The organism is Rhodococcus sp. IEGM 1305, from assembly GCF_030058635.1.
GTDB lineage: Bacteria > Actinomycetota > Actinomycetes > Mycobacteriales > Mycobacteriaceae > Rhodococcus_F > Rhodococcus_F opacus_D.
On sequence record NZ_JASHKX010000013.1, the window covers coordinates 1 to 22,277 of the forward strand.

16 protein-coding genes are annotated in these 22,277 nt (G+C 68.0%); 9 read left to right on the forward strand and 7 right to left on the reverse strand.

What is annotated here, in order from left to right:
* On the forward strand, positions 1-3,320 hold a 3,320-nt coding region (locus QM693_RS19350; protein ID WP_283353163.1), incomplete at its 5' end, for a non-ribosomal peptide synthetase.
* On the opposite strand, the gene QM693_RS19355 is transcribed toward QM693_RS19350, so the two are convergent.
* From QM693_RS19355 to QM693_RS19365, 3 genes are all read right to left on the reverse strand, one after another.
* Complete coding sequence (locus tag QM693_RS19355) at positions 3,296-6,103, reverse strand: non-ribosomal peptide synthetase (RefSeq protein WP_283353164.1); 2,808 nt, start codon at positions 6,101-6,103, stop codon at positions 3,296-3,298. The genes QM693_RS19350 and QM693_RS19355 overlap by 25 nt on opposite strands.
* A 94-nt stretch (positions 6,104-6,197) precedes the next feature.
* Complete coding sequence (locus QM693_RS19360; RefSeq protein WP_283334217.1) at positions 6,198-7,028, reverse strand: SDR family oxidoreductase; 831 nt, start codon at positions 7,026-7,028, stop codon at positions 6,198-6,200.
* Positions 7,025-7,735: a thioesterase II family protein gene (locus QM693_RS19365; protein ID WP_283353165.1), complete on the reverse strand. Its 711-nt coding sequence runs from the start codon at positions 7,733-7,735 to the stop codon at positions 7,025-7,027. The genes QM693_RS19360 and QM693_RS19365 overlap by 4 nt, the downstream gene beginning before the upstream one ends.
* Before the next feature lie 325 nt (positions 7,736-8,060).
* Between QM693_RS19365 and QM693_RS19370 the strand changes: the two genes are divergently transcribed.
* From QM693_RS19370 to QM693_RS19385, 4 genes are all read left to right on the forward strand, one after another.
* The gene (locus QM693_RS19370; RefSeq protein WP_280784267.1) at positions 8,061-8,414 is read left to right on the forward strand and encodes a hypothetical protein; all 354 of its coding nucleotides are present in this window, start codon (positions 8,061-8,063) and stop codon (positions 8,412-8,414) included.
* A gap of 167 nt (positions 8,415-8,581) precedes the next feature.
* Positions 8,582-9,571, forward strand: a complete 990-nt coding sequence (gene ligD / locus QM693_RS19375; protein ID WP_283353166.1) for a non-homologous end-joining DNA ligase — start codon at positions 8,582-8,584, stop codon at positions 9,569-9,571.
* A 315-nt stretch (positions 9,572-9,886) separates the two neighbouring features.
* Complete coding sequence (locus tag QM693_RS19380) at positions 9,887-10,597, forward strand: hypothetical protein (protein WP_283353167.1); 711 nt, start codon at positions 9,887-9,889, stop codon at positions 10,595-10,597.
* Positions 10,598-10,930: 333 nt separating this feature from the next.
* On the forward strand, positions 10,931-11,827 hold the full coding sequence (locus QM693_RS19385) for an SDR family oxidoreductase (protein ID WP_283353168.1): 897 nt from the start codon (positions 10,931-10,933) through the stop codon (positions 11,825-11,827).
* A 31-nt stretch (positions 11,828-11,858) separates the two neighbouring features.
* Here QM693_RS19385 and QM693_RS19390 read toward each other — a convergent pair whose 3' ends face one another.
* On the reverse strand, positions 11,859-12,602 hold the full coding sequence (locus QM693_RS19390) for a Clp protease N-terminal domain-containing protein (RefSeq protein ID WP_280784263.1): 744 nt from the start codon (positions 12,600-12,602) through the stop codon (positions 11,859-11,861).
* A gap of 130 nt (positions 12,603-12,732) precedes the next feature.
* On the opposite strand from QM693_RS19390, the gene QM693_RS19395 reads away from it, so the two are divergent.
* The 4 genes from QM693_RS19395 to QM693_RS19410 all read left to right on the forward strand — a co-directional run bounded on the left by QM693_RS19395 (position 12,733) and on the right by QM693_RS19410 (position 16,267).
* A complete protein-coding gene (locus tag QM693_RS19395; protein WP_283353169.1) occupies positions 12,733-13,095 on the forward strand; it encodes a PadR family transcriptional regulator in 363 nt (120 codons plus the stop codon).
* Positions 13,095-14,441, forward strand: a complete 1,347-nt coding sequence (locus QM693_RS19400) for a permease prefix domain 1-containing protein (RefSeq protein WP_283334213.1) — start codon at positions 13,095-13,097, stop codon at positions 14,439-14,441. The genes QM693_RS19395 and QM693_RS19400 overlap by 1 nt, the downstream gene beginning before the upstream one ends.
* A 23-nt stretch (positions 14,442-14,464) precedes the next feature.
* Positions 14,465-15,178 (forward strand): YwaF family protein, encoded by a 714-nt coding sequence (locus tag QM693_RS19405; protein WP_283353170.1) that lies wholly within the window; start codon positions 14,465-14,467, stop codon positions 15,176-15,178.
* Positions 15,179-15,277: 99 nt separating this feature from the next.
* The gene (locus QM693_RS19410; protein WP_025432626.1) at positions 15,278-16,267 is read left to right on the forward strand and encodes a rod shape-determining protein; all 990 of its coding nucleotides are present in this window, start codon (positions 15,278-15,280) and stop codon (positions 16,265-16,267) included.
* On the opposite strand, the gene QM693_RS19415 is transcribed toward QM693_RS19410, so the two are convergent.
* From QM693_RS19415 to QM693_RS19425, 3 genes are all read right to left on the reverse strand, one after another.
* A complete protein-coding gene (locus QM693_RS19415; RefSeq protein WP_283353171.1) occupies positions 16,268-19,123 on the reverse strand; it encodes an FtsW/RodA/SpoVE family cell cycle protein in 2,856 nt (951 codons plus the stop codon).
* 19 nt (positions 19,124-19,142) lie between these two features.
* A complete protein-coding gene (locus tag QM693_RS19420) occupies positions 19,143-20,375 on the reverse strand; it encodes a hypothetical protein (protein WP_349307417.1) in 1,233 nt (410 codons plus the stop codon).
* Positions 20,376-20,589: 214 nt separating this feature from the next.
* Complete coding sequence (locus QM693_RS19425; RefSeq protein WP_283334208.1) at positions 20,590-22,119, reverse strand: hypothetical protein; 1,530 nt, start codon at positions 22,117-22,119, stop codon at positions 20,590-20,592.
* Between the last annotated feature and the right edge of the window lie 158 nt (positions 22,120-22,277).

A 22,277-nucleotide genomic window follows, 5' to 3' on the forward strand; every position in this document is an offset into this window, starting at 1 on the left:
ACACCCTCCCCCTCCCCACCGACCGACCCCGACCCACCCACCGCACCCACCACGGGGATCGGGTCGTGTTCCACATCGGACGGGACCTGCACCGGTCACTAGTGGCGCTCGCGCGGCAGAACAACTCGACGCTCTTCATGGCGATTCACGCGGTATTCGCCGTCCTCCTCGCCCGCCTCAGCGGCAGTTCCGACATCGTGATCGGCACCCCCGTCGCCGGCCGCCCCGATCCCCGGCTGGACCCATTGGTCGGCATGTTCGTCAACACACTCGCCCTGCGCACGCCTGTCGACGGCTCCCGGTCGTTCACCGAGGTACTAGACCGCACCAGGGACGTCGATCTCGGCGCCTTCCTGCACGCCGACCTGCCCTTCGAGCGCGTCGTCGAGGCCGTGGATCCGGCGCGGTCGACCTCCCGCTCACCGCTGTTCCAGGTGTCCCTCGAGTTCGAGAGCGTCCAGCGACCAGAGATCACGCTGCCGGACCTGACCGTCACGGTCGCGGAGTACACGCCGCCCGTCGTCAAGGTCGATCTCGAACTGGTGGTCGCCGAGACGTTCGACGAGTCCGGTGCACCGGACGGGATCGCCGCCGGATTCACCTATGCCACCGACATCTTCGACGTCGCGACCGTGCAGGGCTTCGCCGATCGTCTGACCCGTCTCGTCGCGGCGGTCGTCGCCGACCCGGACGACCCGGTCGGAGACCTCACGCTCGGCGACGAGGACGAGGACGCACCTGTCTCCGGACCGCCCGGCCTCCCGGCGCGGGTGTGGCCCGACCTGCTGGCCGGGGCGGCGGAGCGGCACTCCGACCGGGTGGCCGTGTCCGATGCCGGTCGCACGCTCACCTATCGCCAACTCGGCGCCGACTCCGCGCAATTCGCCCGGCTGCTCATCGCTCGGGGTGCCGCACCGGAAAGGTTCGTCGCCCTGGCATTGCCGCGGTCGATCGCGTGGGTCCGTGCCGTGTGGGCGGTCGCCGGCTCGGGTGCGGCGTCGGTACCCGTCGACCCGACGTATCCGCCCACCCGGATCGCCCATATGCTCGCCGACGCCGGCGCTGTGCTCGGCCTCACCGTCGCTGGGTATCGCGCACAGTTGCCCGACACGGTCGAGTGGCTGGTGCTCGATGATCCCGACTTCGAGACGCAGATGCGGCACCTTCCTGCCACGCCGGTGACCGACCTCGACCGCACAGCTCCGCTGCGCACGGACAACCCCGCCTATCTCATCTACACGTCCGGGTCCACCGGCGCCCCGAAGGGCGTGGTTGTGTCGCACCGGGGTCTGGCAAACCTGTTCGAGCAAGAACGTCACCACCTCCACGTCACGCCCGATGCGCGGGTCTCGCACCTCGCGTCCCCCAGTTTCGACGCGTCGCTGTTCGAGTTGACGATGGCGTTCTGTGCGGGTGCCCAGGTCGTGCTCGTACCCCCGCTGACCTACGGCGGGGCGGCCTTGGCGGACATCCTCGCCGTTGAGCGGATCACCCACGCGTTCATTACCCCGACCGCGCTCGCCACGCTCGAACCGGCGGGACTCGACTCGCTGCGGGTCCTCGCCGTCGCTGGTGAACCGTGCCCGACCGACCTGGTCCGGCGATGGGCGCCCCGCCGACGCATGCTCGACCTGTACGGTCCGACCGAGACGACGATCTGGTCGCATGTCAGTGAACCACTGGCACCGGCGGAACCCGTCACCATCGGGCGCCCCGTCCGCGGGTTCACCGCCGCCGTCCTCGACGCCCGGCTGCATCCCGTTCCCCCGGGAACCCCGGGTGAGCTGTACCTGGCAGGGCCCGGCCTGGCCCGCGGCTACCACGCTCGCCCCGCCACGACGGCGACCCATTTCGTCGCCTGCCCGTTCGCCACCCCCGGGTCGCGGATGTACCGCACCGGTGACCTGGTACGCACCCGGCCCGACCTCACGCTCGAACACCTCGGCCGCACCGACTTCCAGATCAAGGTGCGCGGATTCCGGGTCGAACCAGGCGAGGTCGATTCGATCCTCACGGCGCGCGCGGACATCGGTTTCGCGGCCACCGTCGGGCGAACCGGTCCGGACGGGCAACCGATACTCGTCACCTACGTCCGCGGTGCGAACGGCGCGGACGTCGACGCGAGTGCGGTGCGCACGGCGTTGTCCGCGCAGCTTCCGCCGTATCTGGTTCCCGCCGCGGTCGTCGTACTCGACGAGGTGCCGCTCACCCCGGCCGGCAAGCTCGACCGCTCGGCCCTCCCCGAACCCGAGTTCGGTCCCCGGCCCGAACGATTCCGTGCACCGTCTACGGCCGTGGAGCGGGCCGTCGTCGAGGCTTTCGCGGAAGTCGTCGACACCGGCGAGGACCGCCCGATCGGAGTGGAGGACGACTTCTTCGCGCTCGGCGGCACGTCACTGTCCGCGGTCCGCGTCGCCGCGGGCCTGCAGCTCCGTTTGGGCCGGCCGGTGCCGCTTCCGGCCCTCTTCCTGGACCCCACTCCCGCGGGGCTCGCGGCCCGCCTCGCCACAGAAGTGCCCGGCACCACCGACGAAGCTCTCCGGGTTGTCGTGCCGCTGCGCCGTGGTGACCGGCTCGCACCTCTATTCTGCGTCCACGCCGGGATGGGCCTGGCGTGGGCATACACCGGCATGGTGCGCCATCTCTCACCGGACCGGCCCGTGTGGGGACTGCAGTTGCCCTCCCTCGGCGGCGGCCCCGATTACGACTCGATCGAGGACCTGGCGCACCGATACCTCGACGAGGTCCGTGCCGTCCAGCCGGCGGGACCGTATCATCTGCTCGGCTGGTCGCTCGGCGGTCTGATCGCGCATGCCATGGCCACCGAGCTGCAGGACCGGGGTGAGGAGGTCGCGTCCCTCGTGCTCCTGGACAGCTACGTGGGCGAACCGACTGCGGAACCCGACCCGTTGGACGTCGGCGACCTTCTGCGTGGGCTGGGGGTCGACGTCGGACCCGGCGACGACGCCCGACCGCTCACGTACTCCGACGCCCACGACCGCCTCGGCGAGGCCTACGGTCCCGCAGCCGCCGTGACGGCAGACCAGCTGCGGCGCATCGCCGAGGGATATGACCGGTCGACCCGGCTGTCGACGCGATTCGCCCCGAGAGTCTTTCGCGGGGACGCGCTTCTGATCACCGCGGTCGTCGGTCCCCGCGCCGGCAGCGCGCCGTCCGTCGACGACGGATGGGGCGACTCGATCACCGGCACCGTGCAGGAAGAACACGTCGAGTGCGGACACAACGACATGATGCAACCGAAACCAGCACGTGCGATCGGCATGCTCGTCGAAAACTACGTATCCGGGCGGGGCGGGTAGAGCCGCGCCAGAGTGCCGCAGATTCCGCGGATGCTCGGGTGCCGGTACAGCTCCCGCATCGGGAGGGCCGGAAGGCCGAGCCGCCGCATCATGCCGTCGGCCTTGATCGCGCACAGTGAGTTCCCTCCGAGCTCGAAGAGGTTGTCGTCCAGCGACACCGGGACTCCCAGCACCGACTCCCAGATGTCGGTGAGCATGTGCGCTGTTCCACCATCAGTGAGGGGGGCACCGTCCTGCGGTTCGACGACATCGAGCGGCAGAGACCGAAGGACCGGATCGGGAAGCCTTGCCACGTCGAGCTTTCCGTTGATGGTGAGCGGCAAAGCGTCGACCAGGGTGATAGAACGGGGCACCATGTGCTCCGGTAGGAATCGGGCCGCGCGTTCGCGTATCGCTGCGACCGTCTCCGTCTCCCCGGCCGCAGCGGACCCGCCCGGAACGACGTAGGCGTCGAGCGCGATTCCGGCCGGGTCTTCCGACCTTCCCGAGGGCACCACGGCCGCTGCCGTGACGACGGGATCGTCGAGGAGCACGGAACGCACCTCGTCGAGTTCCACACGGAACCCGCGAATCTGGACCTGGGCGTCGACGCGACCGAGATGCTCGAGGCTGCCGTCGCCACAAATTCTTCCGCGATCGCCCGTGCGATACCAGCGGGACCCGCCGGGTGCAGCGACAAAGCGGCAGGCCGTCAGTCCGGCGCGGTCGAGGTACCCGAGCGCGACACCGGCCCCGCCGACGTAGATCTCACCGGTCAGACCGTTCGGCAGAGGATCGCCGAACTCGTCCGCGACCGCCGTCTCCCAGCCGGGTAGTGGTTTCCCCACCGTGCGCGACCCGGTCAGGGCGTCGCGCCGCGTCACGGTGTGCGCGGTGACGTGCACGGTGGTTTCCGTCGTCCCGAACATGTTCACCAACCGGCATCGTGATTCCGGATACCGGTCGAGCCACGGCAGTACCACCCGGGGGTCGAGAGTCTCACCGCCGAACACGACGAGGCGGAGCGCGGACAGCGGCTCGAGATCCCGGTCAGCCGCGGCCAGGAGGACGAATGCGGACGGCGTCTGACTGAGGACGGAGACGCGTTCGTCGGCGAGCAATGTGTGGAACTCCACTGGGGACCGCGAGATCCAGTACGGCACGATCACGAGTCGGCCACCGGTCGACAACGAGCCCCAGATCTCCCACACCGAGAAATCGAAGGCGGGCGAATGGAACATTGACCAGGTGTCCCCGGGAGTCGGCGCGAATTCGGTTGCGGTGGCCGACATCAGCGCCGGCACGGCACGATGCGGAATCACCACGCCTTTCGGCCGACCCGTCGACCCCGACGTGTAGACCACGTAGGCGGGGGCGCCGTCGCCTCCCACAGCCCAATCCACCTCACCCGGGCCCGATACCGATCCCGGCAACTCCGCCGGCGTCACCGCCGGTACTCCGGCCCACCGGACTTCGCCCTCCAACTCGGTCACGACCAATCGGACACCGGCATCACGCGCCGTGTATGCGAGCCGATCCGGAGGATGCCGCACGTCCATCGGAACAAACGCCGCACCGCTGCGCAACACCGCAAGCATCGTCACGACGAGGTCGACCGACCGATCCACACAGATTCCGACCCGGTCCCCTGGGCCGACTCCCCGATCGTGAAGACCTCGCGCCATCCAGGCCGACTGCTCCTCGAGTGCACGGTAAGTCAATGTGCGCCGGCCATGGGTCACCGCGACCGCGTCGGGACGCTCGTGAGCGTGCCGGACGACGAGATCCTCGATCCTCCCGCCGGAGACAGGCGCTCGCACACCGGCACCCACCGGTGCCACCGCCGCGCCGAACACACGACGTCGTCCCGGTGACGGGTCGCGAAGTCCGTCCACCACCCGGGCGACCCATTGCCCGAACCGCGCCGCCGTGTCGGCGTCCACAGTCACCGGGTCGGCGTAGACCTCCAGTGTGACGCGCCCGCCGGTGTCGACCACCGGTACGAGTGTCAGTGGAAACGGTGCCGTCTGGCAGGGGAGGTACTCACGTCCGGAGTCACGCGTAACCGTCCCCAGCACCCCGGTTGCCGTACTGCCCATTTCTCCACTCTTCGCGAAGTCCCACGAGACCTCATGTTGCCGTGAGCTTTTCACTTCCTCGACCAGCTCGGCCAGAGTGCGGTCCAGGGAAGTGTGGAAGGCCAGGTCGACCCAGCTCTCGAATCCGCCGAGCGTTCGTGGCGGCCGCGTCCGGTCGACCCGCCACACCGGAACCGTCACCGCGGAGAGGTCGTCACGCCTACCGGTCACCACCGCGGCGGCAGCGGCCACCGTCGCCGTCATATCCTCACGGGCCGCGACCAGCGGGTGGGAGGAACGCAGTACCTCCGCGCTCCATCCGCCCAGTGCCCGACCGTGCCGATGTCGACCCACGGGATTCGCGGTCACCGTGTCGGCGTCGCGCGCGCCGACGAGCACGTCACACACGAGCGTGAGCGAGGCAGTGTCGAGATCACGGCGGTCGGCAATCACGACCAGATCGGCCACCTGGTCGAGGTACTGCATCACGACGGCGCGCACCGCCGGACCATCGACAGCGACGGGCCGCCGGCACTCGGCGGCAAGCCGGCGTCGTGCCTCCTCCGACGCCGAACCGGCCGGGACATCCACCACCCATAGCCGCGTCGGCCTGGTCGCGCGCTCCCACCAGCAACGGGACGCCGTACCCCACCGCACCGCAAGCATGTCCGAGCTCACTCCGCGGGGCACCCGCACCGTCATCGCATGGCCGAACGCCGTGCGCACCGGTCCAGACCTCCCCCAAGGAGATTGGTGCATGAAGCAATCGTAGTCGACAGACGCGCGGCGACTGGGGCCTGCGGACACGGACTCATCGTTCTCACCGGGCCGTGAAGCCGCCATCCACCGTCACCACGGCACCCGTGACTCCACGCGCATCGTCGGACGCGAGCCACCGCGCCGCTGCCGCGACCTCGCCGGGTTCGACGAGCTTGTTGGTCGGCTGGGCCTGCACGAAAACCGACTCGTGCTCATCGACGCCGACACCCAGGGAGCGCGCGATCTCCGCCAGCATCCGCCCTTCGTACTCGCTGCTGTCCCGCACCGATCCCGGGCACAGCGCATTCACCCGGACCCCGCTCGGCGCATAGTCGAGGGCGACGGCCTTGGTGAGGCCGACCAGGCCGTGCTTCGCCGCAACGTACCCGGCGAAGTGGCGGTACCCGACGAGCCCTGCCGTCGAGGCGACATTGATGATGCTTCCGCTGCGCTGGGTGACCATGATCCGTCCGGCCGTCGCGATGGTCCGCCACGCCCCGGAGAGGTCGACGTCGATCATCAGACGCCACTCGGATTCGGTGATGTCGTGCGCGACCTTTCCGGACGGTGCGGCGATTCCCGCATTGTTGAGCAGCACGTCGAGGCGACCGAATCGTTCGTGGGCGACCTGCACCGCTGCCGTGATCTCTGCGAGCTCGCGGACATCCACCGCCTGGGTCAGAACCGTCGCACCGTGCTCGCGGCATAACTCCGCGGTGTAGTCGAGCTGACTCTGCGAACCGAGGGGGTATGGCACCCCGGCCAGATTCCGGGTGATGTCGACGAGCATGAGATCGGCCCCAGCCGCCGCGAACTCGACGGCACAGGCACGGCCGATACCCCGCGCTGCGCCGGTCACGAAGGCCGTCTTTCCGGCGAGGTCGGCGCTCACCGAGCGTCCTCGGCGAGCTGCGCGGCAAGCAGCCGTACCAGCGCGTGCGGGTGCTCGGTCAGGTACATGTGTCCGCCGTCGACCTCGATCACCGACGTCCCCGCGGTCGTCGTCGCCGCCCACTCCGCCAACTGAGCGGCACCGACGAGGTGATCACCCCGCCCTCGGAGGGCGGTGATCGGGACGTCCAGCGGTGGATGTGGTGGTGGCCGATAGTTTTCGTGCATCTCGACGTCGGCCCGGACGACGGGCAACAGCAGCTCGCGCAGTTCCGGGTTCGCCAGCGCAGGGTGGGAGTACCCGGCCAGCTCACCCACCTGGTCGAGGAATTCCTCATCCGCCAACGACGACGCCCGGATCTCCCGCACGGTCGCCGGACCTGGCGATCCACTCACGAACAGGCGGGTCAGCGCGACGCCTCCGTCGGCGGTCAGGCGATGCGCCAGCTCATAGGCCAGGACCGCACCGAGGCTGTGCCCGAACACGGCCACCTCGGAAGACTCCCGGAGGACCGGCAGCACGCGCGGCGCAATGTCGTGGACGGCGGCGTCGACCGAGGTGAGCAGGTCCTCACCAAAGCGTTCCTCGCGGCCGGGTAGCTGCACGGGGAGGATGTCGAGTCCACGCGGCGCACAACTCTGCCAATCGCGGAAGAAGGACGCGCCCACCCCCGCGTACGGCAGACACACCAGAGTCGCAGGTGACATTGTCACCTCCTTCTACGACGCCGACGAAGACCGGATGCTTCCGACCCTAGGCCGCGCTCCCCTCCGGTGTGGGAATTCGCCCGCGCAGAGCCGCCAGCACTTCCGCGGAGCATGCGAGCTGCCCAGTGTGCTCGACGTGGTCGCATAGTGTGTCCACTGTCTGCTACACCATCCGGTCGATTGTCGGCACACCTGGTTGCGTGTCGATCCTCAGCAGCGGAATTGTCGGCGGGCTCAGCGGCGGGCCGCTCACAAGGAACCCGGTCCGACTGTGAGGCAGCGGAATTGATACCGCGTGCACGTCGTACCACTTACCATCGAATGCATGGGAGTCGCAGCCGCGGCACGAGCGCTCGGCCGCCTCCAGTACCGAATCGCGCGCATTCCCTTCCACCTGGTCGACGACACGGTGATGCCGTTGTTCTTCGACGACGCTGCCCCGGCCCGGCTGGCGTACGAGTGGGTGCTGATCGAATGCGACGAGGCCGCAGCGATTCTGTTCGACGACGACTTCGCAGCCACCCACGCACAGATGTTGCGGCGGCGCAGTGCCGCCGTGCGATACGCCATCGCCCGCGGACAACGGCAGGCTCTCCGCGATACCGACGTCGTCGTCCTCGAGCGGCACCGCGCTCGTTTCCGCGAGCGGCACCGCCAGCACGCCAGAAACACTGATTAGCGTCGGTGGGCGGCTTTTTGTCGCGTGCTCCGACGACCGTATCGCTGAGATAGCTGGGGTCGGCAGTTCTGGCGGGATGTGGAGTGTGGCGAGGGTGATCGGCATCCACCTGACGTCGATCCGGGCGATGCCGCGCCGGGGCAGAACGAGGGGGGAGAATCAGCATTGTGCCCGCCCATCAGCCCGCACTACCTCTCCGCCCGGTGAAACCGATGCTCGCGACGCTCGGCTCACCGCCGGGTGGAGACGACTGGGCGGTGGAGATGAAATTCGACGGTGTACGCGCCGTCGCCACCGTCACCCCGGCCGCGGTGCACCTGTTCAGCCGCGACGGCGCCGACATCACCGCCGCATACCCGGAGATCGCCGCCGGACTCTCCGAGATCAAACCAGGCCGAGGCGTAACAGTCGATGGTGAGATCGTCGCGCCCGCTGCCGGCAGCGGCCGACCGCGCTTCGACCTGCTCCGACAGCGGACCCCCATCCAGAATCCACCGGCCGCGCTGCAGCGCGCCGTACCGGTCGCCTTTAACATCTTCGATCTGCTGGTGCACCGCGGGGCGCCGATCCTGCGGTGGCCGTACCTCGAGCGCCGACAACTCCTGGCCGACCTGAACCTCGGTCTGGAGGGTGAGGCTCTGCAGGTCCCGCCACACTGGGTCGACGTCGACGGCGAGGACATGCTCCGGTTGGCCGACGCGCACGGCCATGAAGGAATTGTCGCCAAGAGAATGACCTCGCCCTATCGCCCCGGACGCCGCTCACCGGACTGGATCAAAACTCCGCTACGCAACAGCGCCGAAGTGGTCGTCGGCGGGTGGGAAGCGACCAGCCGCGGCGGTCTGCGGTCGCTGATCGTCGGTGCCCACGCGGACCAGGTCGGCTTGATATTCGTCGGGCACGTCGGCTCCGGCTTCACCGAATCCCACCGGCGCCGAACGCTCATGCTGCTCCGGCCACTCGAGCGCCCTACCAGCCCCTTCGACAATCATGTTCCCGATGAGCTTGCCACTCACGCGCGCTGGGTGGAACCGATTCTCGTCGGCACCGTCGAGTACCGCGAGTTCACCCTGGACCGGCGGCTCCGCCATCCGTCGTGGAAGGGATTTCGGGCCGGGATAGACCCGAGATGGGTGACCGTCGAGGAGCTACCGTAGTCCCGCGCGTGTCTCGGCACGATGGCTTCGGCGCCTCGGCAGGCCTGGCCGGTTACCTCTCTCCGTGTCGGCAACCGATCAGCGGCCGACCGGCGAGGCGGCCGAGTAGAAATCGCACCCTTCCTCCTCGGACCGGCGGGTCCGACAATAGGGAGCGTGAGTTCGCGACGTTCCGCCGCAGAGTGGGCAGTCGATCAGGTCCACGCTGTGCGTGACGATCCTGCAGCTCGACTCGCGCTGATCGCCCGTACTTATCACGGTCCGATCGGCAACGCACCCCGGCACTTGCCGTTCCGCCGGGCGGCACTGTCGTTCATGCGCTGGCAGATCGGTCGCGGCGTGCTGGCGCCGCTCGGTGCGATGCCGCCCGGCAGTCCGTGGTGGCGAGCGGTCAACGAACGGCTGATGCGCGACGGCTGCGAGGCCGGCGCCCGGAGCGGCGGAATGGGAGGGACGCCGTCCTCGCACACGGTCGATCTGTGGATGCTGTTCGTTGCCGATCCGACCGCACGTACGTGGTACCGGGCCCACAATGCGAGCATTGCCTCCGCCTACCTGGACCATCGCGACCTTGCCTGTACCGAGAGCCGTCCGGAGCGCTTCTTTCTCAACGTGGTACTGCTCCGTGTTCTCTACGCCCATGCCCTGGTCGCGGCGCCGCGTCTGGCGCTGGGGCGGCTCGCGCCGGCCGGCCCCATTCTGGGAGATCCTCGCCTCTCGATGACCGGGATCTTCCTGTCCCTTTCTCGGGTCCTTCCCGACCGATATCCCCTCGGAGACGACGTCGCGGCGTATGTCGCCGCTGAGCACAACGTCGGTGAGATGCTGGACTACGGTCTGATCGGGCCGCGGCTGCAGCATTTGTACGAATGGTCGGCCGATGAACTCGACGAGCCGGGACTACTCGACTGCATTTGCGACGGCAGTCCGACGTACGCCTGGTCCTACTCTGATCGCGAGGTGTGGAATCCGGCGATCCCGGCGGCCTCGATTCGCGCGGTTCGGCGGATATTGCCGGCGAATTGAGGGGTGACATCCCGTTGATACTCCCCCGGTCACCCCGGTGACGTCGCCGGCGTCGGGGATCACGTCGGCTACGACAGCCCCTCACAGTTCAATCGCGAATACCGCCGTCTGTTCGGCGCCTCCCCCGGCAAAGACGCTCACGGCCTACGCGGAAACACCGCACTGTCGGAAACCGGCCCCCTGCCCTGATCTGTCGACGCACGGCTTCCGGTCGCGGATGCAGCCGGTTTCCGGGTGCTCAGGAAGGGGTAAGCGTGGCGGGAAGCGCCTCTGATTCGGCGAACTTATCAGTCCTGCTTGCCGATTCGACAGAAGACGAAGAAGGGTACGAGAATGACCGACCAGTACGCCCGGCAGGATCCCACTACGCAGTACCCCGCCCCCGATCGCGAACACCAACCGGAGCTGCCGCACCCGGGACTGACCTCCGACATGGTGACCGCCCCGGATCACGGCGAGAAGTCCTATCGGGGAAGCGGTCGCCTCGATGGTCGCCGCGCCCTGATCACCGGCGCGGATTCGGGCATCGGGCGAGCGGTGGCGATCGCGTTTGCTCGCGAGGGTGCGGATGTCGTGGTCAGTTGTCTGGACGACGAGGAGTCGGATGCACGGGAGACCGTGCTACTGGTGGAAGAGGCCGGACGACGAGGCGTCGTCGCGACTGGCGACATCACGTCGGAGGACCACTGTCAGACTCTCGTGGACCTGACGGTCCGTGAACTCGGCGGTCTCGACATTCTCGTGAACAACGCGGCCTTTCAGATGGTGCAGACGGGTGGTATCGCCGATATCACCACCGAGCAGTTCGACCGTGTCCTGCGCACGAACCTCTACGCGCTGTTCTGGTTGTGCAAGAAGTCCGTCGCGGTCATGGATCCTGGATCGACGATCGTGAACACCTCGTCGATCCAGGGGATGAATCCGTCACCCGGGCTTCTCGACTACGCCACCACGAAGGCAGGGATCATCGATTTCACCAAGGGATTGGCGGCCGACGTGGCGAAGCGGGGAATCCGGGTCAATGCCGTTGCACCTGGGCCCATCTGGACGCCGTTGATCCCCGCGACGATGCCCGCCGACGGTTATCGGCAGTTCGGGGACGACGTGCCTCTGGGCAGACCCGGCCAGCCGGCCGAACTGGCACCGGCGTACGTATTCCTCGCATCGAACGAATCCAGCTACGTCACCGGAGAAGTGCTCGGCGTCACCGGCGGGACGCCCTTCACCTGAGCACCGCGGCGGTGAGGGAGCCCCTGCGAGGTCACTCCTTTTCGCGGGCGGCGACGATGGCGTCGAGGTTGGCGGCGATGTTCTCCTCGGCGGCAGCCTTGTCGACACCCAGTCCGGTGAGCACACCGACCCCGTCCTCGACCTCGAGCAGGGCCAGCAGGATGTGCTCGGTGCCGATGTAGTTGTGCCCCAAACGTAGTGCCTCACGGAACGTCAGTTCGAGCGCCTTGCGTGACTGAGCATCGAAGGGAACGAGTGCGGGCACCTCCTCGGCGGCGGGGGGCAGCGTCGCGGTCGCGGCGTGCCGGACCGAATCCAGTTCCACGCCCTGCGCGGCGATCGCCCGGGCGCCGAGTCCTTCGGGATCGGCCAGGAGTCCGAGGACGAGATGCTGAGGCAGGATCTCGGCGTTGCGTGCCGCCCTGGCCTCGTTCTGCGCGATCACCACCACCTGTCGTGCGCGCGGAGTGAACCGGCTGAATCCCTGATTCGGGTCGAGGTCGGAGGCCTGCCCAGGATCCTTGGGGACGAACCGCTTCTGCGCGGCCTGCTTCGTGACGCCCATGCTCTTTCCGATTTCGGTCCACGATGCCCCCGAGCGGCGGGCCTGGTCGACGAAGTGGCCGATGAGATGGTCGGCCAGTTCACCGAGGTGTTCGGCGGCGAGGACCGCGTCGGTGAGTTGCTCGAGCGGAGCCTCGGCGTGCACCTTCTTGATCGCGTCGATGAGCTCGTCGAGTCGGATGGGTGGGGTTGTGCGATCCGAATTCTCCATGCGTCAACTCTAGGTTGACGCACAGCGAGCGTCAACCCCAGGTTGTCGCTTTCGGCTTCCGCGAGCTGCGCACCGACCCCCGATCCGCTCTGCTAGTTTAATGACTAGCAGATCTAGGGATAGGGGTTCTATGCATATCGAGAAGGATCTGGTGGCGGCTTCGGCCACTCCCCTCGTGCTCGGAATTCTCGCGGAAGGCGAGTCCTACGGGTACGCCATCTTGAAACGAGTCAACGTTCTGTCCGGCGGGCGGATTCAGTGGACCGACGGAATGCTGTACCCCCTCCTGCATCGCCTGGAAAGATTGGGGTACGTGTCGGCGTCGTGGGGGGCCTCCGACAGCGGGCGAAGGCGCAAGCACTACACGATCACCGCTGCGGGCCGGGAGATGCTCGCGGAACGACGCGCCCAATGGGACGTCGTCGCGGACGCGCTGAGCCAGGTGTGGCGCTCCGTCCAACTACCCCCAGCCACCGCCGAAGGATGGTCGTGATGGATACCGACAAGGAGCTGGAATCGCAGATCGGTCAGTGGCGGGGTTACGTCGAGCGCCGTCACGCGATATCCGCCGCCGACACCGACGAGATGGAAGACCATCTCCGTGATCAGATTTCGGACCTGTCCGCCGCCGGGCTGAGGACCGACGAGGCATTCCTGGTCGCGGTCAAACGCATGGGCAACGTCGACGACATCTCCCGCGAGTTCGCTCGCGAGCACTCCGATCGGCTGTGGAAGCAACTCGTCCTCATGCCCGCCGCGTCGGATGGCGACGGCACTCGCCCCACACGTGAGCTGTTCGTCGTTCTCGGGCTCGCCGTCGGCGCGGCACTGTCGGTCAAGGCAGGCGTGGCGACACTCGACGAGCAGGACCTCGCGCGCAATCTCAGCCTGTTCGTTCTTCCGTTCCTCGCCGGATACTTCGCCTGGAAGCGACAGATGACACCCCGCCTCGCCGCGGTACTGCTGGTGCCGTTCGCGCTGGCGGCGGTACTGCTGAACGTCTTCCCGTTCGCATCGAACGGCTCCACCGAGGTGATCGCGGCGATCCACGCACCGATCGCGCTGTGGTTCGCCGTCGGCCTCGCATATGTCGGCGGTCAGTGGCGATCGGACCGGCGGCGAATGGACTTCATCCGCTTCACCGGCGAATGGGTCGTCTACCTGACCCTCCTCGCCCTCGGCGGCGGCGTCCTCATCGGCCTGACGATCGGTGCGTTCGACGCGCTCGGCCTGAGCGTCGAGTGGTTCATCGAGGACTGGGTGCTGCCGTTCGGAGCGGCCGGCGCGGTCATCGTCGCCGCATGGCTCGTGGAGGCGAAACAAAATGTGGTCGAGAACATCGCCCCTGTCCTCACCCGCGTGTTCACCCCGCTGACGACACTCATGCTGCTGGTGCTGCTGACGGCATTCGCGACGACCGGCAGCGTCGTCGACGTCGACCGAAACCTGTTGATCCTGATGGATCTCATCCTCGTCGTCGTCCTGGGATTGCTGTTGTACGCAATTTCGGCCCGTGACCCCTACCTGCCGCCCGACCTGTTCGACCGCCTCCAACTCGTCCTCGTCGTCAGTGCCCTCGCGGTCGACCTGCTGATGCTGTTCGCCATGCTGACTCGCATCGCGGAATTCGGCTTCACCCCGAACAAGGTGGCGGCACTCGGAATGAACCTGGTCCTCCTCGTCAACCTGACGTGGTCGGCTCATCTCATCCTCGGGTTCCTGCGTGGCCGCCGCGGATTCAGCTCCACCGAACGCTGGCAGACCCGTTACCTTCCCGTCTTCGGCGTGTGGGCGGCGTTGATGGTCGGCGTTCTCCCACCGGTTTTCGACTTCGTGTGACGACGGTGCGGAGCTGATCGAGAGTGTTCTCATCGGACAGGGAATTCACGGCGTACGGCCCGTCGTACTGGGCGATGATCGCGCTCTTCGTCGTGGGGGCCGCGGTTCTGGTCTGGCTCGGACGGAGGCAGACCGAATCGCAAGCCCGGCGCCTGGGCCGAGTCCTTGCGGTGCTGACGGCCGCCATATACGGCGCGACGCTGGTTCATTTCTCGATTCCGCCCACGATCGACGGCTCGGTACCGCTGCGCCTGACCGATCTCGCGACCGTGGCGGCGGCCTGTGCCCTGTGGTCCCTGGCGCAGTGGGCCTACGCGCTCACGTATTACTGGGGACTCGTGCTGAGCACCCAGGCGTTGATCTCACCTGTTCTGACCGGCCCGGACTTCCCCCACTACCAGTTCCTCGCGTTCTGGGCGATTCACCTGCTCGTGGTCTGGGCGGCCATCTATCTGACGTGGGGTCGAAGGATGCGGCCCCGGTGGCGCAGCTACCGGTTCACGGTCCTGGTCACCGTCGTCTGGGCGGCAGTGACCTTCACGTTCAACCGCGTCGCCGGAACCAACTACGGCTTCCTCAACAGAAAGCCCGCCACCGCGACCCTTCTGGACGTTCTGGGTCCCTGGCCGCTGTACCTACTGAGCGCGACGACACTGATTCTCGCGGTGTGGGCCCTGATGACGTGGCCGTGGGAGCGGGCACGACGACGCACCGAGGACATCCCGCGGCCCTCCTGATCGCTGCCGGGAGTCTTCGGTGTCACGCAATACCTTCCGAACGACGCTGCGGCTGCGTAACATCAACATCATCTCGCTGGAATCCCTCTGGAGGCCGACGTGGGTGGACTTGGTATCGATCTCGGAACTGCCAACACTGTCGTCGGAACTCCCGACGACGGCATCGTACTGAACGAGCCGTCCTTCATGCTCGTTCGAACGAAGGATCCGCACCGTGCTCTCGCAATCGGCACGGAGGCGCGAAGTCTCGTCGGCCGCACTCCTATCGGAATCACGCCGGTTCGACCGATGCGCGACGGGGTGATCGTGGACCTGGAGTCGGCGCGGGCATTCGTCACGGCCGTCATCAAGCGGGTCTCCTCTGCACGGCGATACGGGCTGCGGCCCAAGGGAGTCATCTCGGTCCCCGCGGGTGCCACCCCGCTCGAGCGTCGGGCCCTGCTCGAGGTCGGCCACGAGGCCGGTTTGCGGAAAGTGGGGTTGGTACCGGAGCCGGTGGCGGGTGCGCTCGGTTGCGGAATCAACCCCATGGAACCACGCGCACACCTCGTCGTCGATATCGGCGGCGGCACTTCGGAAGTCACCGCCATCTGTTTCGGTGGCATTCTCTCTCACCGTAGTTGCCGCGTCGCGGGCGACGAATTGACGAACGCGCTATACCAGTACCTGAAGGCAGAGCACAAGATCGTCGTCGGCGAACTCACCGCCGAGCGTGCCAAGTTGGGTGAACCCGACAGCGCCGAGGGGCAGTCGCTCGTCGTCGAGGGCCGCGACGCCGTGACCGGCCGCGCACGCCTGGTGACACTCGAGACCGAAGAGATCGTGGAGGCGTTGCGGCCCACGACAACCGGAATCGTGCAGACATTGACGGAATGCCTGGACGACCTCCCCGCGCAGGCCATCGGTGACGTGATGTCGGAGGGGCTGCTCGTCATCGGTGGCGGCGCGTTGCTCCGCGGGCTGTCCCAGCTGCTCGAAGAGTCCTTCGGATTCCCGGTGAAGACCGCCGAGCGCCCGCTCACCTGCGTCGCCGAGGGCGCTACTGCCTGTCTGGTGCACCCTGAGGTGGTTGCCGCCTACAGCGCCTGATCACCGAATCGGCGCCGGCGCGGGTGGTCGCGGAAAGTAGTGGTCGAGGAGTTTCTTGACCACGGGGCCCGCCGTCGCCGACCCGAAGCCACCACCGCGGATCAGCACCGACACCTGGATCTGGGGTGCGTCGAAAGGCGCGACCGCGGAGAACCAGGCGTTCAGTCCTTCTCCGGGCGCCGACGGGTCCTCCGCCGTGCCGGTCTTCGCGCCTGCCGGGACCGGGAGGTCCGCGAGTTGCCCGGCGGTCCCCGCCGACGCGGACGCCCGCATGCCTGCCCGGACGGGACCGAGCAGGTCGGCGAAGGGTAGACGCTGCGGCGCCGCTGTCGGTATGGGCACCGAGTCCGACCCGTACGCCGCGGCGAGCTGGGGCGTCACCATCGCGCCGGTGGCGATCCCCGACGTCCAGCGCGCCACCTGTATCGGGGTCGCGCTGACGGTGCCCTGTCCGATACCCATCAACAGGGTCGACCCGGGATACCAGGTGGCCCCGATACTTCCGACGTTCTCCGGGGTGCCGAGGAACCCCTCGGCCTCGCCGGGCAGGTCGATCCCGGACCGCCGGCCGACGCCGAGTTGCCCCGCGACGTCCGCCATCTTCTCCGGGCCCAAGAGTTCACCGAGCTTGTAGAAGTAGACGTTGTCGGACCACTGAATCGCCTGGAGCAGATTGTGCGGGCCCATCGGTTGCCAGTTCCGGAACGTGTGGCCGCCGTAGGTGTAGGCGGCGCCGGTGTCGATCACCGTGTCCGGCGACAGCACCGGGTACTGGGTATTCGCCGCCGCGACGACGATCTTGAAGGTGGAGCCGGGCGGGACCGCGGTCTGGGTGGCGTTGTTGAGCAACGGGCTCGGCCCCGGAGTCTGACTCTGCGCCGCGAGGGCGACGAGGTCGGCCGGAGGTCCGTAGACGTTGTTGTCGGCCCCCGGGACACTGGCGAGGGCCAGCACGGCTCCGTTCCGCGCGTCCATCACGACGGCGGCACCGAGGTCGCCCTTACTGGTGCGCATCGCCTCCACGAGCGCGTCGGTGGCCAGGTTCTGGACCCCGATGTCGAGGTGCAGGCGCAGATCGTGGCCCCGTACCGGGTCCACGCGTTCGCCGGCGGCCACCGGATGCCCGGACGGATCGACATACATGCACTGCTTGCCGTCGCTGCCGCGGAGCAGAGCGTCGTACTGCTTCTCGAGTCCCGCCTTGCCGACGCGTGACCCGAGTACGAGATGCGGCCAGCGTTCCATGTCGTCGGCGTCGGCGACGCCGACGTGTCCGAGGACAGAGGCGAGCACGGCACCGTACGGGTACTGCCTGCGACCGGACGGCACCACGAGCACACCGGGCAGTCGCGCATCCACGATGCGCCGCGCCTGGTCGGGCGCGACCCTGCCCACGGCCACCTGAGACTCCCCCTCGCCACCGGCCTCGATGAGGCCCGCCAACTCGTCGGGAGACGTGGCGAGCAGAGCGGCCAACCGGTTGCGGGTGTCGTCGTCGTTCTCCTCGAACATCCGAGCGACCACCGCCACGGCGTACTCGGCGACATTGACTGCGAGCGGAATACCGTTGCGGTCGAGGATCAGTCCGCGCTCTGCGGGCAGGCGGATGCACCGCATCATCTGCTGGTCGCTCATCGCCCGGAATTCCGCACCCCGGTCGTGTTGCAACTGCCAGGCGAACACCGACATCGCGACGAGTGCCGCGGTCATCGTCAGGGTGCCCGCCGACATTCCACGCGGGCGGCGTCGCCGTCGGGGATCCGGGGTCCACAGCGGTCGCGCGACGCCGTCTCGGCGCACCGCGAGCACCAGTCCGATGGCGACGAAACCGACGATGGCGGCGGTGCCCCCGTAACTGAAGAGGGGAATCGGCATGCCGGTATGGGGCAGAAGCGACAGACTCTGACCGATCGACACCAGCGCGTGGATGCCGAACAACGCGCCGATTCCGGCCGCGACGAGTGCGGCCTCGCGCGTGCGCGCCGTGCGCGCGGAGAGTGCAGCCCGCCACACGATGACCGACGTTGCCACCACGACAGCCAACCCGGCGATCAAACCCCACCCGTACACCAGGCTGGCGAACGCGAGATCGTGCTCCGATTCGGGAAGATACTCGGCCCGCACCGCGTACATCGGGTCGCGCGCCAGCCCCCACAGGCCACCGCTGCCGATCGCGATGTTCGCTTGCAACTCGGCCCATCCCGCGCCGGCGGGGTCGGCGTTGCTCGACAGGAACACGTGGACCCGTTCGAGCTGGTAGGGGCGGAGGAAGAGCACGGCCAGCGGAAGCGACGCGAGACCCAGCACGAACAACGGAACCAGGGGCAGCAGCGGGACGCGGGCGAGGATGAGCATGACTCCTGCCGTCGCAACGAGAACGACGGCAGTCGACAGGTCGGGTTGGAGTGCGACGAGTGCAATGGGTACGCCCCCGATCGCCAAGGTCGCGATGAATCGTGCCAGCGTGAACCCACCGGCGAGCATGCTCGCGGGCACGAGAACCAGGGCGAGCTTGGCCAGTTCGGACGGCTGGACGGTGAATACGCCGAAGTCCAGCCAGCGTTGAGCACCCTTGGTCGCGACCCCCGCGAGCGGCACGACCGCCAGCAACACGGTCGCCACGGTGAACACTGCCCAGCCGAAGGCGCGGAGATCACTCATCCGCAGGCGGGACACCACATACATGATGCCGAGACCGGCAACGGCGAAGAGCGTGTGGCGAACAGCGTCTGCCGTCTTCCCTGTCGAGAGCAAATTCAGAAGGCCGAGCACGACGAGAACGATCGCCGCACCGACGATCCACGGGTCGGATTCGTGCTTGTCGTCTTGCTTGTCGTCGTGCTTGTCGTCGTGCATCCCACCCCTCCCCCGGCGCTCAGCAGCGAGCGTTTTCGGCGGGCACCAGCAGCGGCTCGGACGCGGCCGTCGCCGGGGCGCTGGTGACGGCCGCGAGGGCGAGTGCAGCGCCCGGCGGCAGATCGGTCCGGACGATGCCGTAGACCTGTTGTGACCCGGGCTGAACGGGCAGCGTCACTTCGCTGGCGGGCCGCACCTCGCCGGTACAGCGGTCGTACACGTTCACCCGCCAGGTCACACTGCCGACAGCTGCTGCCGGATCGAGGCGAATGTCGACTCGGATCGCGCACGCCTGCCCGGGCAGGCACTCCCCGTTGGCGCGCGTGACCGTGACGAGGGTGATCGGCCCCGCACTCCCGGGGGCACCGATGTCGACGGGCGGCGGCGGCCGGCCGACATCGTTCGTCACCGGCGGTGGCTGATCAGCCCGGGGTTCCGGTGGAGGCGGCGACACGGGCCGAATCTGATTCTGCTCCGAGGGATTCACGGGATTCAGGACGGCGTCCCATCCCCGGCGCAGCTCCGACCACACCCGTGGAGCCATCCACGCTGCAGCGACGAGTATCAGGATCGCGATCAGGCCGAGTGCTCCCTGTCGCCGCGACGGCCGTCTCCTTTTGCGATGCCACGGATTCCGGACCGGTGGCAACCAGCCTGACGGTGCGAGCGTGGAACCCGTCGCCACATACGGCCAGTCCCGGACGTCCGTCCGCTCCTCCACCACCCCTGTGTCCGGACGCGGCCGTCCTGTGGTGGCCGCGACGAGCCCGGCAATTTGGCAGCGTTTCCTTCTCTCCTCGGCTGGGTCGACGTCGGGTGCGATCGCCTGACGAACCCGGTGCACCAACGCATCCAGATCTGTTGTTTCGGCGAGCGATTCGTGCAACCGGTCGGCCAGGGCCGTACCGGGACAGTTCGTCGCAATGCTGCGGAGAAGTTCGACCACCGCCTCGTTCATGTCTCGCCGGGACGCACTGCCCGCGCACTCGATCGTGAGATGCCCGGCGTCGGACACCGTCGCGTTCCGGAGGCGGAATGGGTAGGGCCCCTCGCCGCGCGCCAGTTCGAGCTGATCGAGCGCATCCGCGACGAGTAGTGCAGCCTGCGCTCGTGTCAACATCGCGACCGCCAGGAGTCTTCCGAGTGCGACACCGCGGACACCTTCATCGTGATCGATGTGCTCGGGCGGATCGGGTCGGGCATCGGCGGGTTCGGTTCTCCTCGCAAGGAGCCCTGTCACTGCTTCGATCATCGCGCACCCCGACGCTATGCCTCCCGCACGGTTGAGACGCGACCGGAGCGGGCGGCGGCGGACCTTGAGTTGGGCTTACTCGCTGCCGAAATCCATTACGCCTGCGTCATTCCATTTAACTCCGCGGCGTGCTCCGGCGTCCGAGAAATCGCCTCGTCCGCTTCGACACAATTCGGTGTCGTCGGTCGGGACAGCTGAGTCGCACCGCTGTCTGTCAGCTCCCACTCGGCGGCACCCCGAACGCGTGCATCACGACCGCACCCCAGTCCCGCCACATCGGGCACGGTGGAGAATCCCGGTGGTCCAGGAACCGGATCACCTCGTCGTCGAAGGCAGCCGAGGTGGGCAACGCGGAGTGCGCGGCGCGGACCGGGCAGCCATTGCGTTCGACGTCCAGCCGCCAGCCGTGCGGCATCAGGGGAAGATCGGCAGCCGAGGTGATACTCAGAACACGCACCTCCCCAGGCAGCGGCTCGCCGAGAATGGCCTGCGCACTGCCCGCGGTGCCGAGCAGTTGCCGCGCCGCGGGCGTGTCGGGGTCGAAGTGGAAGAAGACGAGGTCAGTCACCGGCGCCGCCCACCGCAACAGGTCGCCGAACACCCTGCCCCGTCGATCGCCATCCGGGGGTGGAAAGCCGAGCGGGGTCTGCGGAAAGACGCCCACCAGCACCAGCACATCGACCTGCGCCCGCCCGGTGGCAACCGCGTCCCACACAATCCACGCGGCGTGGGAATGTGCGGCAACGGTCAACGGCCGCTGCAGGTTCGCGGTCTGTTCGGCAAACAACGCGACCTGTTCCTCGACGGGGCGCTGCGTGTCGGCAGATTCGTACGGGGCCCCCGACCTGATCGGACACGTCGAGTCGCGCTGCGGCTGCCCGTCGCCGGGGCCGGCGTAGGAGAAGTAGTAGACCTGATCGCATTCGTAACCCAGCCGGTGCACGTCGGCCCGGGGGATGCTCCCCTGCCCCGATCGCGAATTGATTCCGGACATGAGGAACAGCGAACCGGCCTGTCGGGATCCGGGTTCCGGATCGTCATATCCTCGTGTCCGAACAAAGATCACCGACGCCGCCGTCACCATGACGAGCACGACAGCAAGCGCCGCAACGGGCCGGGTGACCGGCGCACGGTCCATCGCCCACACCGTCAGTCCCGTCGCCACAGCCGAGACCGGCACGAGCAGCACGGTGAGGGCCGGGGCCCGGTCGGCCAGAGCGCCGAGCCCGAGGACCGCCGCGCAGTACGGCACCATCACCTCGATCCGCAGGCCGCGGCGCCACGCCCGCGCCATCGCCTCGCGCAGGGTGACCCCGCCCTGCCACGGGACCGGGCCGAGGATCACGACCAGCAATCCGACCAACGCCACCGCCGGCCAGAACGCCCGCGAGTACAGCGTCGCGTAGGCGGTCGCGTCACCGAGCGCCGCAAGAAGGACGGGGCCGAACGCCGCCGCGTAGAACATCGCGGCGAAGCGGAGGCGTCGGGCATCGAGTCCACCGAGAAGCCAGGCCATCAGCAGGACCCGCACGGCCGACACCAGGCCCACCAGCACCAGGAACTGCGGCCACGAGTCGGTACGCACCAGCAGAAGTCGCAGGTCCGTGAACTGATCCAGCGGTGGCAGCGCGACCAGGTGCAGCAGTCCCGGCCAGACGGGAACCATCCCGCTCGCCGCGAGCACGACGACGAGCACCGCGACGGCGGCCAACGGCAACCACCGCGTCCATTTCGTCGACGTCATACCTTTCGCTGTACTCGCTGGTCGTGGTCCTGCACAACCCATGGGCCGACCGGCCAGGTAGGACAGGTTCTCTCCACGGGGCCCGGCCAGGGAAGCACTCGCAGCGGACGCTGGACGCCGTGGCGGACAACGGGATTCCGGACCGGGCATCATTTGCG

Excerpts from the sequence above, each read along its gene's own strand:
- QM693_RS19365 (WP_283353165.1), bottom strand. The coding sequence starts at position 7,735 with ATGTCACCTGCGACTCTGGTGTGTCTGCCGTACGCGGGGGTGGGCGCG.
- QM693_RS19370 (WP_280784267.1), top strand. The coding sequence starts at position 8,061 with ATGGGAGTCGCAGCCGCGGCACGAGCGCTCGGCCGCCTCCAGTACCGA.
- QM693_RS19380 (WP_283353167.1), top strand. The coding sequence starts at position 9,887 with ATGCGCTGGCAGATCGGTCGCGGCGTGCTGGCGCCGCTCGGTGCGATG.
- QM693_RS19385 (WP_283353168.1), top strand. The coding sequence starts at position 10,931 with ATGACCGACCAGTACGCCCGGCAGGATCCCACTACGCAGTACCCCGCC.
- QM693_RS19390 (WP_280784263.1), bottom strand. The coding sequence starts at position 12,602 with ATGGAGAATTCGGATCGCACAACCCCACCCATCCGACTCGACGAGCTC.
- QM693_RS19395 (WP_283353169.1), top strand. The coding sequence starts at position 12,733 with ATGCATATCGAGAAGGATCTGGTGGCGGCTTCGGCCACTCCCCTCGTG.
- QM693_RS19400 (WP_283334213.1), top strand. The coding sequence starts at position 13,095 with ATGGATACCGACAAGGAGCTGGAATCGCAGATCGGTCAGTGGCGGGGT.
- QM693_RS19415 (WP_283353171.1), bottom strand. The coding sequence starts at position 19,123 with ATGCACGACGACAAGCACGACGACAAGCAAGACGACAAGCACGAATCC.
- QM693_RS19420 (WP_349307417.1), bottom strand. The coding sequence starts at position 20,375 with ATGATCGAAGCAGTGACAGGGCTCCTTGCGAGGAGAACCGAACCCGCC.
- QM693_RS19425 (WP_283334208.1), bottom strand. The coding sequence starts at position 22,119 with ATGACGTCGACGAAATGGACGCGGTGGTTGCCGTTGGCCGCCGTCGCG.